Source organism: Providencia sp. PROV205 (assembly GCF_028479505.1).
GTDB lineage: Bacteria > Pseudomonadota > Gammaproteobacteria > Enterobacterales > Enterobacteriaceae > Providencia > Providencia huaxiensis.
Window position 1 is genome coordinate 45,018 of sequence record NZ_JAMPNU010000005.1, and the last position, 18,256, is coordinate 63,273.

Sequence of the window (18,256 nt, forward strand, 5' to 3'; positions counted from 1 at the left end):
AGCGCCTTTTATTGTTTTACCAGACTCAACTAGTCTTCTTTCTTTTTCGTTTTTTTACCCGTTTTTGTTGGTTTTTTCCCCGTTTTTACTGATGGGGCCGGCAGCTCTCGAAATGCCCTCAAATTTGTAAACTGGCGCGCATGGTGAATTAATTGCATCAAAGTTTGACTTAGTGGATGCATAAAATCATCATAACGTGATTGTTTCTCACTAATTTGAGTTAACACTGATTCCCAATGGGCAGTCATGTCCGGTAAAGTCGCCATGTCAGGTAGAACATGAATTAGAGCCCTTCCCGCAGGCGAGGAATGAATATAACGCCCTTTCTTATAGAGGAATTGGCGCTTAAATAGTAAATCAATGATGCCTGCCCTTGTCGCTTCGGTGCCAAGCCCATCCGTTTCTCGCAATACTTTTTTTAATGCTTTATCCTGCACAAAACGCGCGATCCCTGTCATTGCGGATAGCAACGTCGCATCCGTAAAAGGACGCGGGGGCTGTGTTTGCCGTTCAACCACTTCCCCTTTTTCACATAGCAACTCATCATTTTTACTCACAACGGGTAGCGGCATACCATCATTCTCAGCATCGCGCTCTTTATTACCCAAAACAACTCGCCAACCTGCTTCAGCAAGAAATCGAGCTTTTGCAATAAATTTACCCTTTTCAATTTCGAGGTCAATCGTACACTTACGGTAAACTGCATCAGGCATAAACTGGATAATATATTGACGTGCAATCAGTTGGTAAATTTTACTTTCATTCTCAGTTAGCTTTGCTGCTGCCGTTTTTGCTGTTGGAATTATTGCATGGTGGGCATCCACTTTTTTGTCGTCCCAACACCGGTTTTTTTTATCCAACTCTGTCAATTCAAATTCAGTAAGATCTGGTTGATGTACCGCAATTGCATTCAATACACTGTGCCGCCCTGCAAAATGTTCATCAGGCAAATAGCGGCTATCTGAACGCGGGTACGTAATTAACTTGTGCGTTTCATATAAACGTTGGCAAATGTCCAATACTTCTTGCGCACTCAACGCATACTTTTTAGCAGCTTCAATTTGCAAAGACGATAAAGAAAAAGGCAACGGTGCAATTTCAGATTCGCGTTTGTCTTGATATTGCGTCACTATGGCAGGTTTGCCCTCGATACGCGATACCACATGTTCTGCAAGCGGTCGGTGAAACAAACGCCCTTCTTCGTCTTGGTAATCAATACAGGAGTCACTTGGCTGCCATATCGCCACAAAACGCTCATCCTTTGGCGTAACAATATGGGCTTTAACCTCGAAATAGTCTTTAGGGACAAAGTTCTCTATTTCTTCGTCGCGCCTAACGACTAGCCCCAAAACTGGCGTTTGTACCCGCCCAACAGAAAGAACACCTTGATACCCACCCCGTTGTCCTAATAACGTATAAGCACGAGTCATATTGATGCCATACAACCAATCTGCTCGTGCTCTTGCTAAAGCAGAGACACAAAGAGGAATAAATTCGCGATTTTCTCTTAAACGGTCAATTGCCCGCTCAACCGCTTGAGGGTTAAGGTCATTAATTAAACAACGCTTTACTTCTTTGCGTTTTTCAGGGTCGAGCTTTAAAAAATCAAGCACTTCGTCCACCAGCAATTGACCTTCTCTATCAGGGTCTCCTGCATGAACGACAATTGAGGCTTGCTTCAGCAATGTTTCAATAGTTTTTAATTGTTTAGTTACTGCGGGACGGGGCTTCAACTGCCACTTATCAGGGATAATTGGCAGATCCTGAAGATTCCAGCGTGCGTACCGAGGCTCATAAGCATCCGGCTCAGCCTGCTCTAAAAGGTGGCCAATACACCATGTTACGGTTTGGCCATCACCACATTGAATAAAACCATCACCTCGTTTATGAGGTTTGGGTAATACATCTGCAATGGCCCTTGCAAGGCTCGGTTTTTCCGCAATAAACAAACGCATAAATTAATCTATCACTTCAACTAAAGGAACATTATCCTGATGGGGTAATAATTTGCCGATAGACTGTAACAAAACACCTTGCTGCTGTGCAATCTCTTTAATTTTAGAGACTTCGGAAGGTTTTACTGCAATGAGTAGGCCACCAGAGGTTTGCGGGTCACACAGTAGCTGGCGCTGCATATCATTCATAGGGCCAATAAGATGACCATAACTGTCGAAGTTACGAGTTGTTCCACCGGGAACACAGCCTGCTTCAATATACTTTTCGACATCCGCTAATTTAGGAACTTTACTAAAGGAAATTTCAGCGCGAACGTTAGAGCCTTCACAAATCTCACTTAAATGACCTAATAAACCGAAACCGGTCACGTCAGTCATCGCCGTCACACCATCTAAAGGCGCAATAACCGCCCCTAGTTTATTCATTTGGCACATGGTTTCTGCCGCTAAATGTTGATGTTCAGGTGCAAGTACCCCTTTTTTCTCTGCCGTTGTCAAAACGCCAATACCGAGCGGTTTAGTTAAGAACAGTTCGCAACCCGCTGTTGCAGCACTATTTTTCTTCACATATGCCGTATTGACAACACCAGTAACCGCCAGCCCAAAAATAGGCTCAGGTGCATCAATGGAATGCCCTCCTGCCAATGAAATACCTGCATCAGCACAAGCTGCACGGCCACCTTCAATCACTTCTCGAGCCACTTCAGGTGGTAGCTTAGCGATTGGCCAGCCTAAAATTGCGATTGCCATGATGGGCTTTCCGCCCATCGCAAAAATATCGCTAATCGCATTCGTCGCGGCAATACGGCCGAATTCAAACGGGGAGTCAACAATCGGCATGAAAAAGTCGGTTGTGCTGATGATGCCAATTCCATTACCTAAATCATAAACAGCGGCATCATCTTTCGTCTCATTACCAACTAACAAATGTGGATCATGGAATTTTGCTTGTTCTGTGTGTAAGATTTGCTCTAATACTTTCGGTGCAATTTTACAGCCACAGCCTGCGCCATGACTATATTGCGTTAATCTGATTTTTTCAGTCATTATTATTCTCTTTAGAAGTGAGATACAAAACCTGTCATGTCGGGCGCTTGTACTTTTGTTGGTGCTTTAAGCTCTGGTGTTCCTAAATAAAGAAATCCAACAATACGGTCGTTATCTCCACAACCTAGTCCTGCACGAACCACGGCATCTTCTGTCCATGCCCCTGAGCGCCATATACCGCCAAAACCCTGAGCTACAGCGGCCATTTGCATCGCCTGCACAGTACAACTCGCAGCAACTAATTGTTCCCATTGTGGTACTTTCGGGTGGTCTTTTAATTTCGCAATCACAGTAATAATTAATGGGGCACGAAAAGGTGCATTGCGTGCTTTTTCTTCTACCTCAGCACCTAACTGTCCTTCAATTGCCGCTTTTTCTAATAACTGACTGAAGCGTTTAATCCCCTCATTTTGCATAACAACAAAATGCCACGGTTTTAACGCACCGTGATCAGGTGCTCTCATCCCTGCTGCAAGTATGTTATTAAGTTCTTCGCCTTGCGGTGCTGGTGTTGTGAGTCTAGAAGCTGAACGGCGGTTCAACAAAAGGGTTAGAGCATCCATAATTGTCTCCGTTTAAGAGTAAACTGATGTAATAATCATTCAATTAGATAATTATACCCACGTTATCTATTGTTTAAGCTTAAAGGAAAATCGCTTACACTAATACAACAATAACAATGATTCGCTAGGTAAAATTACGTTATAAATTCATTGAATTGTATCATTTGTCATACGTGAAAAATATCATTGAAACATTGTACCTTGCGTATCTTAATTTTGTTATGCATAAAAATAGCCCGCAATTGCAACTAATTGTATTGATATAACTTTAATATCAAACATTCGAAGTGATGATCGGGTAACAGATTTGCTTTTGAGCATATTATTGTTAATTCGTGCTACAGACGGAAATAGCCCAGCTGTAGAAAGAAATATTTATGTGATATCCAAAAATAGTTTGTACCAGAAGCCAACACCCGTGTGGTGCAAAATATACAGGATAGGAGAAAACATGCGTCAACTATGGGACATCATCGCTACCATCTTTAGAATTAGCTGGCGAGCACTCAACTTTATTAGGGAATTCGTTTTCAACGCCATTTTCTTAGTATTATTTTTTGTCGTTATTGGGTCGATTGCCCTTTACCAAACAGATACTCAACCTGAAAAAAATTATTTTGGTGCTTTATATGTTGATTTGCAGGGCGTTATTGTAGACCAAGTTTCTGCTCCAGACCCATTTGGTCGTATGAGCCGTGAACTACTCGGTACTTCAAATAGCCGTATGCAAGAGAATTCACTATTCGACATCGTTGACACCATTCGCACCGCCGCAAATGATGACCGCATTACAGGAATGGTATTACGCCTAGATGATTTAGTTGGCGCTGATCAACCCTCTTTAGCTTATATCGGTAAAGCAATCAACGAATTTAAAAGCTCAGGGAAACAGGTTTACGCCATCGGTAACAGTTATAACCAGTCACAATACTATCTTGCTAGTTACGCTGATGATATCTACCTCACTCCTCAAGGGGCTGTTGGGGTGTATGGTTTTGCAACTAATGGTCTGTATTACAAGACACTATTAGAAAAACTCAAAGTCAGTAGCCATATTTTCCGTGTCGGTACTTATAAATCTGCAGTTGAGCCGTTAATGCGTGATGATATGTCCCCAGAGGCACGTTTAGCCAATAAACAGTGGTTAGATGCCCTTTGGAACAATTACCTCGCAGAAATCGCCAAAAACCGTAATACGACCAGTACACAAATTTTCCCTGGGGCTGATACTATTTTAGAACAATTACGATCAGTCAAAGGCGATAGCGCACAGTATGCTTTAAAACAAAAGTTGGTTGATAAACTTTATACAAACGAACAAGTTGAAGATTTACTCAGTAAACACTTTGGTTGGAATAAAGAAGATAAACAGTTTAATAATATTAGTATCTATGATTATTCTGCCAAAATAGCAGATATCAACACGGATCAAGGCGGCAATATCGCTGTGATTGTTGTTCAAGGTGCCATCATGGATGGCCCGCAAACAGCAGGAATTGCCGGGGGCGATACTATTGCAGCACAAATCCGCGATGCTCGCCTTGATGATAATATTAAAGCGATTGTCTTACGGGTTAACAGCCCGGGGGGAAGTGTCAGTGCTTCTGATTTGATCCGCAGTGAACTGGCTTCTGCCCATGCAGCGGGCAAACCTGTTGTGGTTTCTATGGGAGGCATGGCAGCATCGGGGGGTTATTGGGTATCAACTCCCGCGGACTATATTATTGCGAGTCCAAACACACTGACTGGCTCAATTGGTATATTTGGTGTGATCAATACCTTTGAAAAATCCTTAGATTCTATTGGGGTATATACTGATGGTGTATCAACATCACCATTAGCTGATATTTCTTTGACAAAAGGGATCAGCCCACAATTTGCTGACATGATGCAAATCACTATTGAAAATGGCTATGAAACATTTATTGGCTTAGTCGCTAAAGCTCGCCATAAAACGCCAGCAGAGATAGATAAAATTGCGCAAGGTCGTGTGTGGATCGGGCAAGATGCACTTAAAAATGGCCTTGTCGACCAGCTAGGTGATTTTGATAATGCGGTAGATAAAGCCGCTGAGCTCGCTAAACTCACTGATGTTAAGTTAGATTGGATGAAGCCTGAGTTGACCTTTATGGATCAATTGCTACTTGAATTAACAACTAGCGTCCAAGCCGTAATGCCAGATGTACTACACGTATTTTTACCCCCAGCTGTCGCGACGGACATCCGCCAGCAAGCTCAATTTTTCTTAAAAATGAATGACCCGCAAAACCGTTATGCATTTTGCTTAAATTGCGCAGAAATTAACTGATTGCTAAATCCCCTTCAGAACCGGTGAAGGGGATTTCTCTCACAACCCCATCAATAACCTCATATCAATCTAATTATTCGTAAGTTAACGATAGTAATACGCTAACAAATACGTCAAAATCCTGATAATCACTCTCCTTCGATAAGTTGGATAAATTAGGTAATCAGATGCAGAAGAAATCAATTTATGTTGTCTACACGGGCGGAACAATCGGCATGCGCCATTCACCACAGGGGTATGTGCCTGTTTCCGGTCACTTACAAGCTCAATTAGCTCAAATGCCTGAGTTTCACCGTCCTGAAATGCCTGAGTTTACGATCCGAGAGCATCAGCCGTTGATTGATTCATCTGATATTACCCCTGAAGATTGGCAGCTTATCGCTGATGACATTTGTGAAAACTACCCACTTTATGATGGGTTTGTCATCTTACATGGCACTGATACCATGGCTTTTACTGCTTCTGCGTTATCTTTCATGTTTGAAAACTTGAAAAAACCGGTAATAGTGACAGGGTCACAAATACCTTTAGAAGCATTGCGTTCTGATGGGCAGACGAATCTATTAAATGCATTATATTTAGCGGCAAACTACCCCGTTAATGAAGTCGGTCTATTTTTCAATAATAAATTATATCGCGGTAACCGCACCGTTAAAGCCCATGCTGATGGCTTTGATGCTTTTAGCTCGCCTAACTGCTCACCACTAATGGAAGCTGGCATCAATATTCGCACATTTAATACATGTCCTGCTCCTATTGGTATCGGTGAATTTAAAAGCCACCAAATTACACCTCAACCTATCGGTGTGGTTACACTTTACCCTGGACTCTCAATTGAGATTGTTCGCAATATTCTTCAGCAACCTGTTAAGGCACTAATCTTACGCTCTTACGGTGTCGGTAATGCCCCTCAGCAACCTGAATTACTCCGTATACTTCGCGAAGCAACGAGCCGAGGAATTATTGTGGTGAACCTGACACAATGCATTTCTGGTCGTGTTAATATGGAAGGCTATGCCACGGGACACGCCCTTGCTGAAGCTGGTGTGATCAGTGGATATGACATGACTTTTGAAGCCGCCTTAAGTAAGTTGCACTACTTACTTAGCCAAAATTATACCCCTGCGTTGATCCGTGAATTAATGCAGAATAATTTACGCGGTGAGTTGAGCTATGCTGATGAATAACAGATAAAATACTGAGGACATAATGAAAACAGCTTTACTGTTAGTCGATTTACAAAACGATTTTTGCACTGGCGGGACATTGGCAGTAAATGAAAGCGAACATGTTATTGATGTTGCGAATAAAGCAATGGCTATTTGCCAACAAAAACGGATAGATATCATTGCAAGTCAAGATTGGCATCCCGCGACACACCTTAGCTTCGCAGCTAACTCAAACACTCAAATTGGTGAAGTCGGTGAATTAAACGGCATTACACAAGTTTGGTGGCCAATTCATTGCGTACAAGGTGAACACGGCGCTCAGTTACACTCGAATTTAAACCAATCGCTTATTCGTGAAACTTTCACCAAAGGGGAAAACCCTCAAGTTGATAGTTATAGTGCCTTTTTCGATAACGATAAAATTAGCCAAACTCGTTTGCACGCATGGTTACAAGAACAGCATATCTCACATTTAATTATTATGGGAATTGCGACAGATTATTGTGTCAAATTTACTGTATTAGATGCGTTAAAACTAGGCTATTCCGTGGATGTTCTCGCCGATGGGTGTAGAGGTGTTAACCTAGCGGCCAATGATAGCCAAGAAGCCTTAGCTGAAATGCAAAAGCAAGGCGCAAGGTTAATCACTTTAGCTGACCTTCATTAGCTCATACTTTGCTGACAAGTTTTCTCATATCAGTTGAGAAAACTTGTTTTAGTGACCCTGTCACCCTTTAGCATCATATTGAATAACCAAACTTTTTGTAAAGCAGCTGTTATTCATCATTGTTTTGTGGTTTTAAGGTCGCTAACATTTCACCTTGAAACAACATTTTCAGCTCTTGTTTACTCTTCATCGTAATTTCACCGTTAGTCCCTACCGTCATATGTTCCGGGTCATGGTTATTCCGTGACTGCCACAATAGCACCATTTGTAAGCTATGTTCTTTCTGTTCCGGTGTTAACATCACCCCATCAGGCCATTTACCGAGCTCAACTGCTGTCACTAGGCGCTCATAAATTTCGGGGGTCATCACTGTCAACAATTGTTCAAGCTGCTCTGGATTAACTTCAACGCTCACGGTAAGGCTCCTTCAAATACACAATTAGCACATTATTTTATTTTTCTCGATTTCAGCTAAAAGCTGAATCGTTTTTGTTATTATCATAGAATAGCTTCAGCAACCTTCAGCTCTTTATCCACGTGTCTTTTCACCGCTATCATCATCAATAAAGCTTAATGATGCTGAATTAATGCAGTAACGCTGACCGGAAGGCTGAGGACCGTCTGGAAATACATGCCCTAAGTGCGCATTACAGTGTTGACAACGAACCTCAATACGATGCATTCCATGAGAGAAATCCTCAATGTATTTGATGGCCTCTTCATTAACCGGTTGATAAAAGCTTGGCCAACCACAACCTGCATCAAATTTGGTCTCAGACATAAATAAAGGTGTACCACAACATAAGCATTCGTACACACCGTCTTTACGGTTATGCAATAATTGACCACTAAAGGGTGGCTCTGTACCGGCTTGTTGTGTAACATAACGCTGCATCTCATTTAACTTTGAGATATCAATAGGTTGGTTATCTTTATTTGACATGTCATCCCTAAATATTTAAATGACTAAACGGTTTAATGGTTATCATACATCAATTTCAATCAACAAAAAATTAACAACATTTTCTGTAAAACTATTCTAAACTAAGATGCATCTTACTTTCCGTTTTGATTTGTGAACCGTATCACATATATCACTGATAGATGGTTTCATTATGCCGTACAATCCCGATAATACATGCGGCTGTATTTGCCGCTGAAGTGGCTGACAAATAAGCAATTGGTGGTATCAGAATTGATTTTTTTCAATAATTGACACGATTCCGCTTGACGGCTGGCAAGGTTTTGGTAACTTTAACTACAACTTAATTCACGAATAAATAGCTGGTGGAAATACTATGACTATCAAAGTAGGTATTAATGGTTTTGGTCGTATTGGCCGTATCGTTTTCCGTGCTGCACAAGAGCGTTCTGACATCGAAATCGTTGCTATCAACGACCTGCTCGATGCAGAATATATGGCGTACATGCTGAAATACGACTCAACTCATGGTCGTTTCAACGGTACTGTTGAAGTTAAAGATGGTCACCTAGTTGTAAACGGCAAAAAAATCCGTGTAACAGCAGAAAAAGATCCTGCAAACCTGAAATGGAACGAAGTCGGTGTTGACGTCGTTGCTGAAGCAACAGGTATCTTCTTAACTGATGAAACTGCACGTAAACACATCCAAGCAGGCGCTAAGAAAGTTGTTCTAACTGGCCCTTCTAAAGATGATACTCCTATGTTCGTTATGGGCGTTAACCACAAAGCTTACGCAGGTCAAGAAATCGTTTCTAACGCATCTTGTACAACTAACTGCTTAGCTCCACTGGCTAAAGTTATCAACGACAAATTCGGTATCGTTGAAGGCTTAATGACAACTGTTCACGCAACAACTGCAACTCAAAAAACAGTTGATGGTCCTTCTCATAAAGACTGGCGTGGTGGTCGTGGTGCTGCTCAAAACATCATCCCTTCATCAACCGGTGCTGCTAAAGCTGTAGGTAAAGTTATCCCTGAACTGAATGGCAAACTGACTGGTATGTCTTTCCGTGTACCTACGCCTAACGTTTCTGTTGTTGACTTAACTGTTCGTTTAGAAAAACCAGCAACTTATACTCAAATCTGTGATGCTATCAAAGAAGCAGCAGCAGGCGAGCTGAAAGGCGTTCTGGGTTACACTGAAGATGACGTTGTATCAACTGACTTCAACGGTGAAAAACTGACTTCAGTATTTGATGCTAAAGCAGGTATCGCACTGAACGACAACTTTGTTAAATTAGTTTCTTGGTATGACAACGAAACAGGTTACTCTAACAAAGTATTAGACCTGATCGCTCACATCTCTAAATAAGAGCTGTCGCGTAATCTGTCTAACTGAGCCGCCAATTGGCGGCTCTTTTGTACCGTATCCAATAACAAATTAACACTTCATATTTTCTGCTATATCGCTTATGGTTGATCTCTCATTGGATACGCTATAAACACAACTTATTTTAGAATGAATACTATTCACTGCGGCTTTAAGTATGCCGGACAGATACTCTAAATAATTCAAGTGAATGAACACCGTCAACAATGCTGCAGTTTAATGTATGACGAGTATTCACTCTGTTTCATTAACACAGGCCTAATACCATGCACGATAAACTTTTTGCATTACCGGTCATCAAACAAGTCTCCGCTTACATCACTCAACGCCAACTTGGTGAGCTTCCACTCATTGTTATCTCGCATCCTAAGGTGCGTGGGGCCGTCAGTTTACAAGGCGCCCAACTTATTGATTGGCAACCTGCGGGGCAAAAACCTTGCTTGTGGCTAAGTTCAGAGAGTGCTTTTAAAGAAGGCGTTGCTATCCGCGGTGGTATTCCTATTTGTTGGCCTTGGTTTGGTCCTGTAGCTAGTCCTAGTCATGGTTTTGCACGAATTCTACCTTGGCAATTCACTGCACATAATGAACATGAAGATGGTGTTATTTTAACCTTCACATTAACAGATACAGAATATACCCGTAAATTATGGCCCCATGAGTTCACCCTGATCCTACGAATGAAACTAGGTGAAACATGTGAGCTTGAACTAGAAAGTTATGGGGACTTCGAAACGACTGCTGCATTACACAGTTATTTCAATATCAGCGATATTCAAAAAGCCACTGTTTATGGATTAGGTGGCCACTATTTCGATAAAGTCGCAGATAAAGAAGCTTATGTAAATGAACCACTGAAATTTAATAAACATACCGACCGTATTTATTCAGAACCAGAGGAATACAGCCTCTTACGTGATGACGGATGGGCTCGTACAATAGAAATTCACCATTACCATAATAGTGATGTTGTCTGTTGGAACCCTTGGGCAGAATTATCATGCAGTATGGGCGATATGCCAAATAATGGGTACAAACAGATGGTTTGTGTAGAAACAGCAAGGATCAACGTCCCAATGAAAAGTGATGCGCAGCACCCTGCTCGCCTTTCATTAGTGATGGTCAGCCGTGATAATAAGCCGCAAGATTAATTATCCATTCTAAGCATATAAGATCTAGGCACATCAAATTTCTAGATAGATAAAATTAGCCCCTGATAATCATCATGATATCAGGGGCTAAATAATTTAATATTCTATAACGAACTTAGAATGTGTAAGTGACGCCCGTCCACATAATGGCAGAAACATCTTTATTTACCATTGGGCTATCTTTCACTTCACTTGGCAGGCGGTCAACACGGCCCATTGCGAATACCGTCCAATTTTCATCAAAGCGGTAATTCCCTGTCACCTCAACGTATGGTGTCCAACTTGAACCTGGGTTATAGCGTTTTAAACCGCTATTACGTGATTCTTTTGAAGACACGCCATATTCATAACGGTTTTGGTTCTTACTATCCCATTTAATACCCAGACCTGGAGTGATTGACCATTTGTCACCTTCAAAGCCATACAGGTAGGCAAACTCACCACGAATACCATTACTGATACCTAAAATATCACCAGAAATATTCGTTCTCAGTGTACCCCAATCAGCTTTATGACGATAAGTCAGCCCCGTCATCACCGTATCACGGCGGCGGTCTAACTCGCGCATCGCTTTATCATCATTGTCTTTAGGTTTAAAAAATTGTGGGTAATAATAAGCATCCAATGATAACTGGTCTTGTGTATCATTCCATAAATAATAACCCGCAGCTAATGTATGAAAATAGAAATTCTCACTGTCATAATTAACAATAGGCACTGGCGTGACATAATCACGGCTCTTAATTCCTTTATAAGGTGTTGACTGCGCTAATACCGAACCACCAACAGACCAAGTTCCTGCAAATGCGGCCCCAGATAACACACTCAGAGCCATCGCAAGTGTCGTTAATTTAATTGCTTTTGACATATTATATTTAACCTAAAAATAATGAGAAATAGATCACATTCTATATGTTATATCAATATAGTTGCAATCCAAACATTCTTAACCAAAATCACACGTAAAGCTAAATTTTTACTATTTTCAGTATGATTGGTTAATATTTATTCTACTTTATTTTCATAAGAAATAGGAACTCTTTTCGCAAGCGCACAAAGTAGCTCATAACCAATTGTCCCCGCTGCTTGTGCAACCTCATCAACCGGTAAATTTTGCCCCCATAACTCCACTCGCTCACCAAGTTTAACATCGTCACAATCACTAAGATCAATAGTCAGCATATCCATCGAAACAGCCCCCAGTAGTGCACAGCGCTTTCCTTTGCACCATACCGGCGTTCCATTTGCAGCATGCCGAGGGTATCCATCTGCATAACCACAAGCGACTGTTGCAATACGCATAGGTTTAGTTGATGTAAACCGGCTACCATAACCAATTGATTGCCCTGCTGGGATTTCATGGATAGCAATCACTTCTGATTGCAATGTCATCGCTGCTTTCAAACCCAACCCAAATATATCTGCAGATTTTCCACTTGGGGAAGCGCCATACAACAAAATGCCAGTACGAACCCAATCATATTGGGTTTGTTTATGCCACAATGTCGCTCCTGAATTTGCAATACAGGTTTCTAACGATAAGTGTTCGAATTGTTGAATTTGTTGGAACGGTTCTACAACACCTGTTTTGGTATCTGAATTCGCAAAATGACTCATTAACGTTAAATGGCGTATATTCGGCATTTTAAATAACCGTTGTACTACACTTTCGTATTCGCTCGGTGAAAAACCTAAGCGATTCATTCCGCTATTTAGTTTGATATAGACTGAAATCGGTGATGATAATTGAGCATTCTCAATGGCAAATAATTGCCACTCACTATGCACGCTTGTCGTTAAATTATATTGATCAATCAATTGCAAGTCTTGAGGCTGAAAAAAGCCTTCTAGCAATAGAATTGGCCCCTTCCACCCTTCTTTTCGTAACAAAATTGCTTCGTCAAAATCCAACACCCCAAAACCATCAGTTTCTTTCAGCGCTGACCAAATCTGTTTGATACCGTGACCATAGCCGTCTGCTTTCATAACTGACCAAATTTTCGATTTTCCAACATGTTGCCGTACGATAGACAAATTGTGTTGTAAATTTTGTAGATGAATAACAGCACTTATTGGGCGCGGCATTTAAATTCCTTAATACATTTAATTAATTCTAAAATTACAATGATGCCAAAACATCAAATACTTAGCGTGCCGGCGTTAAATCACCATGCGTAACCAACTTGGTATTAAAACCATCAAGATATCTAAATACCGATAAATCATCAGACGCTATCTCTGGTGTATTCCCTGAAATTATATCTGCCAGTAGTTTCCCTGCACCACAAGCCATTGTCCAACCCAATGTCCCATGCCCTGTATTTAAATATAAATTACTGTATGCAGTCGGCCCAACTATCGGAGTACCATCCGGTGTCATTGGACGCAACCCTGTCCAAAATTGTGCTTGTTCGATGTCACCACCGCCTTGATACAAATCTTGTACCACCATTTTCAATGTTTCGCAGCGTTTTTTCAGTATATTCAAATTAAACCCAACAACTTCAGCCATTCCACCGACGCGAATACGCTCATCAAACCGCGTTACTGCAATTTTGTATGTCTCATCCAAAATGGTGGAGGTTGGCGAACGCTGCTCATCAATAATCGGCATGGTTAATGAATAGCCTTTGAGTGGATAGACTGGGATTTGAACCAAACTTTGTAGTATTGAAGTAGAGTAAGAGCCCATTGCAACAACATAGCGGTCCGCTTGCAAAATTTCACCATCAATTTTGACGCCACTCACCTTATTACCTTCAGTTAAGATTTGCTCAACATGGCCACCAAATTTGAATTTAACGCCTGAGTTTTGTGCCATTTTGGCTAATTTTTTAGTAAATTGCTGGCAATCCCCCGTTTCATCATTCGGTAACCGCAACCCGCCGGTAAGCTTATGCTTAACAAATTCTAACGCAGGTTCGGCTTTAACTAGTTCATTTGATGTCAGTAATTCGTATGGAACACCTTCTTGCTGTAAGACCGCAATGTCATTGGCTGCATTATCAAACTGCTCAGCAGTACGGAAAATCTGTAAAGTACCACCTTGGCGGGCTTCATATTCAATACCTGTATCCGCTCTTAATTGACGAATACAATCACGGCTGTATTCTGCAATGCGCACCATACGGCTTTTATTCATTGCATAATGTTGAATGTCGCAATTCTTTAACATCTGCCACATCCAGCGCAGCTGAAATAACGTGCCATCTGGACGTATCGCCAAGGGGGCGTGTTTTTCAAACATCCATTTCACCGCTTTAAGAGGGATCCCAGGTGCACCCCATGGGGTCGCATATCCAGGGGATACTTGCCCTGCATTGGCGGCACTTGTTTCTTCTGCCACATCATGTTGCCTATCCACCACCAGCACTTCGTGCCCTTCTTGTGCTAAATACCACGCGGTTGTCACACCGATAACGCCTGCGCCTAACACTAGAATTTTCATCGCTTCCCCACAAAATAAAAGTCTGCACCATTTCTTTTAGGATAATATTCTAGGAAATATTTGCCAATGTGGTGAATTAACACTTTTAACAATACAGTTAAAAAATTTAAATTTGGTCACATTTTCTTTACATGTCGATATTAAATTCCAGCTTAAAATTCAAACAAAAAATAAATTAACTTAAATTCAATAGGATAAAAAAAATGAATTCTTAGTTATTTTTTAATTTAGAATTTTCTATCGATTCACGTGAGGCGCCCAATAAAATCAATTTATTTTATTAAACTAAGAAGAGGACGTTTGATGGTATTAAATACCAATAAACAAACAAAGATTGGTTTTTCACTTCATTCAAGTGAACAATGGCTATTTGGCTAAAATCTGTCAATGATTAATGATAAAAAAACCAGCATACTGATACAACACAACATGCTGGCCTTATGGGATTAATGTCAGTTAACTAGCGGCTTTGTGCTAAATCTGAAGGCATATTACTTTGCATACTATGCCAAATCATTCCGCTTTCTTTTCCATAAGTACGCACACAATCCATAATACGGTCATAGGCTTGCTCACGACAAAGATGGCTTAATTGTTGGTAGAAGTTCAACGCTAAGCGCCTCGCTTCAGGGTTCGAAAAATAATAGCGGCCAACACGGGTATACAGCCCTCTTAACCCGTTAATAATCAGACCATAAATTGGGTTACCAGATGCAAATGCAAGCCCACGGAAAATGTTATAATCCAAATCACTGAATGCATCTGAATTATCTTCCACTTTTTCCCGCCCAGCTAACACTTCTATTGATTTCTCTGGGTTATTTCGAAAGGCTGTGCGAATAAAGATTGCCGCAATATTGGTACGTACTGCCAATAAATTATCAATGAGTTGCGGCACTCTATCGTGATCAAGCCTAGCCAGTGTCTCCAAAATATTTAGACCTGACGTTTCCCAATAGTTATTCACTTTCGTTGGTTTACCATGCTGAATGGTTAACCAACCGTCACGAGCCAAACGCTGTAACACTTCTCGTAAGGTTGTTCTGGTCACACCAATTAATTCCGAAAGCTCACGCTCAGCGGGTAAAATTGAACCTGGTGGAAAGCGGTTGTTCCATATGCTCTCAATAATATACTCTTCCGCGAAACCGGCCGGACTTTGAGCTTTAATAACCATATTTTTATTATTCCAAACATTTAGACGGATATTGAGCAAATCATACCAGATTGTCATCACCTGATATAGTTAGACTAAAAATAAAGGGTGAAGCAAATCATATAATTTCCATATAATTCATACGCTCTCAATTAGCAAATATGCTTAAAATCTGTAAGAGATAAGAGTAGTATGTATAACACAGTACACGACATCCGCATAAAAGAGGATAACGAACCATAATGGATTTTAGTTTAAAAACAGCTTTTTTGAAAAATTTTCTGGGAAATTCGCCTGATTGGTACAAATTAGCAATTATTATATTCCTAATAATTAACCCTATTGTCTTTTTCTTTATCAGCCCCTTCGTTGCAGGCTGGTTATTAGTTGCTGAATTTATATTCACATTAGCAATGGCACTTAAATGTTACCCATTGCAGCCCGGCGGTCTTTTAGCCATAGAGGCCGTTCTCATTGGCATGACGACCCCGGCTCAAATTTCACATGAAATTAGCAATAACCTTGAAGTTATCTTGTTACTGATTTTTATGGTAGCGGGTATCTATTTCATGAAGCAATTGCTTTTGTTTGTTTTTACCAAGCTGTTGATAAATGTGCGTTCTAAACGAATTCTTTCCCTTGCTTTTTGTATAGCGAGTGCATTTTTATCTGCATTTTTAGATGCATTAACCGTTATTGCTGTGGTCATTAGCGTTTCAATTGGTTTTTATTCTATCTATCACCAGTATGCCTCTAACCAGTCCAGCAACACTGACCTACAAAACGATGGTTTCATTAACAATGCAGAGCAAAAACAAACCCTCGAGCAGTTTAGGGCTTTTTTACGAAGCTTGATGATGCATGCAGGTATTGGTACGGCACTTGGTGGTGTCATGACCATGGTGGGTGAACCACAGAACCTTATCATTGCAAAACATGTCAATTGGGACTTCATTACCTTCTATATCCGTATGGCTCCTGTAACCATACCCGTTTTTGTTTGTGGCTTAGTCGTCTGTTTTGTCGTTGAAAAATTTAAACTATTTGGCTACGGTGCTGAGCTTCCAGACTCTGTACGCCAAATTTTAACTGAGCACGATAAAAAACAGACGGCTAAACGTACCAAAAGAGATCTTGCACAGTTAGTTGTTCAAGGATTAATTGGTATTTGGTTGATAGTCGCCCTTGCTTTCCATTTAGCTGAAGTTGGTCTGATTGGTCTATCCGTTATCGTACTTGCTACCGCATTTTGTGGCATCACAGAAGAGCATGCATTGGGTAAAGCCTTCGAGGAAGCGTTACCTTTTACCGCTTTATTAACTGTCTTCTTTAGTATTGTTGCTGTTATTATTGACCAGCAATTATTCACCCCATTTATTCAGTTTGTATTGCAATCCTCTGAATCATCGCAACTCTCCTTATTTTATCTCTTTAATGGCCTGCTTTCTGCTGTATCAGATAACGTTTTCGTAGGGACAGTTTATATTACTGAGGCTTTAAAAGCGGCAAATGACGGTTTGGTGTCAACGGAACAATACCAGTTTTTAGCCGTGGCAATTAATACAGGGACTAACTTGCCTTCAGTTGCAACACCTAATGGCCAAGCTGCCTTCTTGTTTTTATTAACATCCGCGTTATCACCGCTGATCCGCTTATCTTATGGCCGTATGGTTTGGATGGCGCTGCCATATACCATCGTAATGACAATTGTTGGGCTATTAGGGGTAGAGTTCTGGCTAGTACCAATCACGCATTGGATGGAAAGTATTGGGTTGATAACATTCGCTCAGTAACTATACTTTAAAACAATTAGCCGTACACCAATACGGCTAATTGTAATATTAGGTAAAGCCCTATCTAAAATTGCATTATTTCACTTTAATTACTTTTTTTATCGGTCTGATAGAGGCAAAATGGGCGCATCACTCAATTAGGATACTAAGTATGTTCAGATTTTTTAACTACTGCTCACAAGGAAGAGGCGCTTGGCTACTTATGGCCTTTATTGCCTTTATACTTGAGTGTGCTGCTTTATATTTTCAGCATGTTATGAAGCTACAACCATGCGTTATGTGTATCTATGAACGCGTTGCATTACTTGGGATTATGGTTGCTGGCATAATTGGCGCAGTGGCACCGCGAAACATGGTGATACGCTGGGTTGCCATGCTTATTTGGGTTTACTCTGCTTGGCGCGGTTTAGATCTTGCATGGGAACATACCATGCTACAGCTTTATCCTTCCCCATTTGCCTCTTGTGATTTTTTCGTTAATTTCCCTGATTGGTTACCATTACAAGAATGGGTACCTGCAGTGTTTGAAGCGACAGGTGACTGTGCTGTTAGGCAGTGGGCATTCTTAGGGCTGGATATGCCACAATGGTTAATTGGCATCTTCGCGGCTTATCTCTTAGTTGCCATCATTGTTATCATCAGCCAGTTCTTCCCAGCCAAAAAATAATCTTTAAGACCCCAAATGTTACG

16 protein-coding genes are annotated in these 18,256 nt (G+C 41.0%); 7 read left to right on the top strand and 9 right to left on the bottom strand.

From position 1 onward, the window contains the following. Positions 1-29 precede the first annotated feature (29 nt). From PR800_RS05225 to PR800_RS05235, 3 genes are read right to left on the bottom strand one after another with little or no spacing between them, the layout of a single operon-like run. Positions 30-1,955 (bottom strand): DNA topoisomerase III, encoded by a 1,926-nt coding sequence (locus tag PR800_RS05225; protein ID WP_239979304.1) that lies wholly within the window; start codon positions 1,953-1,955, stop codon positions 30-32. A 3-nt stretch (positions 1,956-1,958) separates the two neighbouring features. Next, complete coding sequence (gene selD / locus PR800_RS05230; RefSeq protein WP_102138657.1) at positions 1,959-3,002, bottom strand: selenide, water dikinase SelD; 1,044 nt, start codon at positions 3,000-3,002, stop codon at positions 1,959-1,961. Positions 3,003-3,013: 11 nt separating this feature from the next. Next, positions 3,014-3,565, bottom strand: a complete 552-nt coding sequence (locus tag PR800_RS05235; protein WP_166264875.1) for an NAD(P)H nitroreductase — start codon at positions 3,563-3,565, stop codon at positions 3,014-3,016. A 451-nt stretch (positions 3,566-4,016) separates the two neighbouring features. Between PR800_RS05235 and sppA the strand changes: the two genes are divergently transcribed. The 3 genes from sppA to pncA all read left to right on the top strand — a co-directional run bounded on the left by sppA (position 4,017) and on the right by pncA (position 7,709). Next, positions 4,017-5,873: a signal peptide peptidase SppA gene (sppA, locus tag PR800_RS05240; RefSeq protein ID WP_102138659.1), complete on the top strand. Its 1,857-nt coding sequence runs from the start codon at positions 4,017-4,019 to the stop codon at positions 5,871-5,873. 167 nt (positions 5,874-6,040) lie between these two features. Further along, positions 6,041-7,060, top strand: coding sequence for an asparaginase (gene ansA, locus PR800_RS05245; RefSeq protein WP_102138660.1), 1,020 nt, complete (start codon positions 6,041-6,043; stop codon positions 7,058-7,060). 22 nt (positions 7,061-7,082) lie between these two features. Then, entirely contained in the window at positions 7,083-7,709 is a 627-nt protein-coding gene (gene pncA, locus PR800_RS05250) for a bifunctional nicotinamidase/pyrazinamidase (RefSeq protein WP_102138661.1), read from the top strand. A 109-nt stretch (positions 7,710-7,818) separates the two neighbouring features. On the opposite strand, the gene PR800_RS05255 is transcribed toward pncA, so the two are convergent. Together PR800_RS05255 and msrB are read right to left on the bottom strand one after the other, a co-directional pair. Beyond that, positions 7,819-8,124, bottom strand: a complete 306-nt coding sequence (locus PR800_RS05255) for a YeaC family protein (protein ID WP_272530348.1) — start codon at positions 8,122-8,124, stop codon at positions 7,819-7,821. Positions 8,125-8,238: 114 nt separating this feature from the next. Then, positions 8,239-8,652, bottom strand: coding sequence for a peptide-methionine (R)-S-oxide reductase MsrB (gene msrB / locus PR800_RS05260; protein WP_272530349.1), 414 nt, complete (start codon positions 8,650-8,652; stop codon positions 8,239-8,241). Positions 8,653-9,007: 355 nt separating this feature from the next. On the opposite strand from msrB, the gene gapA reads away from it, so the two are divergent. Together gapA and PR800_RS05270 are read left to right on the top strand one after the other, a co-directional pair. Continuing rightward, positions 9,008-10,003, top strand: coding sequence for a glyceraldehyde-3-phosphate dehydrogenase (gene gapA / locus PR800_RS05265; protein ID WP_004911198.1), 996 nt, complete (start codon positions 9,008-9,010; stop codon positions 10,001-10,003). A gap of 284 nt (positions 10,004-10,287) precedes the next feature. After that, positions 10,288-11,169: a D-hexose-6-phosphate mutarotase gene (locus tag PR800_RS05270; protein WP_102138664.1), complete on the top strand. Its 882-nt coding sequence runs from the start codon at positions 10,288-10,290 to the stop codon at positions 11,167-11,169. Positions 11,170-11,284: 115 nt separating this feature from the next. On the opposite strand, the gene PR800_RS05275 is transcribed toward PR800_RS05270, so the two are convergent. From PR800_RS05275 to fadR, 4 genes are all read right to left on the bottom strand, one after another. Beyond that, positions 11,285-12,037: a MipA/OmpV family protein gene (locus PR800_RS05275; RefSeq protein WP_102138665.1), complete on the bottom strand. Its 753-nt coding sequence runs from the start codon at positions 12,035-12,037 to the stop codon at positions 11,285-11,287. 137 nt (positions 12,038-12,174) lie between these two features. Then, positions 12,175-13,254, bottom strand: coding sequence for an alanine racemase (gene alr / locus PR800_RS05280; RefSeq protein WP_272530350.1), 1,080 nt, complete (start codon positions 13,252-13,254; stop codon positions 12,175-12,177). 61 nt (positions 13,255-13,315) lie between these two features. Continuing rightward, a complete protein-coding gene (locus tag PR800_RS05285) occupies positions 13,316-14,617 on the bottom strand; it encodes a D-amino acid dehydrogenase (RefSeq protein WP_102138667.1) in 1,302 nt (433 codons plus the stop codon). Positions 14,618-15,077: 460 nt separating this feature from the next. Then, positions 15,078-15,794, bottom strand: coding sequence for a fatty acid metabolism transcriptional regulator FadR (gene fadR / locus PR800_RS05290; RefSeq protein WP_102138732.1), 717 nt, complete (start codon positions 15,792-15,794; stop codon positions 15,078-15,080). 221 nt (positions 15,795-16,015) lie between these two features. Between fadR and nhaB the strand changes: the two genes are divergently transcribed. Further along, positions 16,016-17,566: a sodium/proton antiporter NhaB gene (gene nhaB / locus PR800_RS05295; protein ID WP_166264869.1), complete on the top strand. Its 1,551-nt coding sequence runs from the start codon at positions 16,016-16,018 to the stop codon at positions 17,564-17,566. Between the two features lie 151 nt (positions 17,567-17,717). After that, positions 17,718-18,233 (top strand): disulfide bond formation protein DsbB, encoded by a 516-nt coding sequence (gene dsbB, locus PR800_RS05300; protein ID WP_102138669.1) that lies wholly within the window; start codon positions 17,718-17,720, stop codon positions 18,231-18,233. Positions 18,234-18,256: the final 23 nt, after the last annotated feature.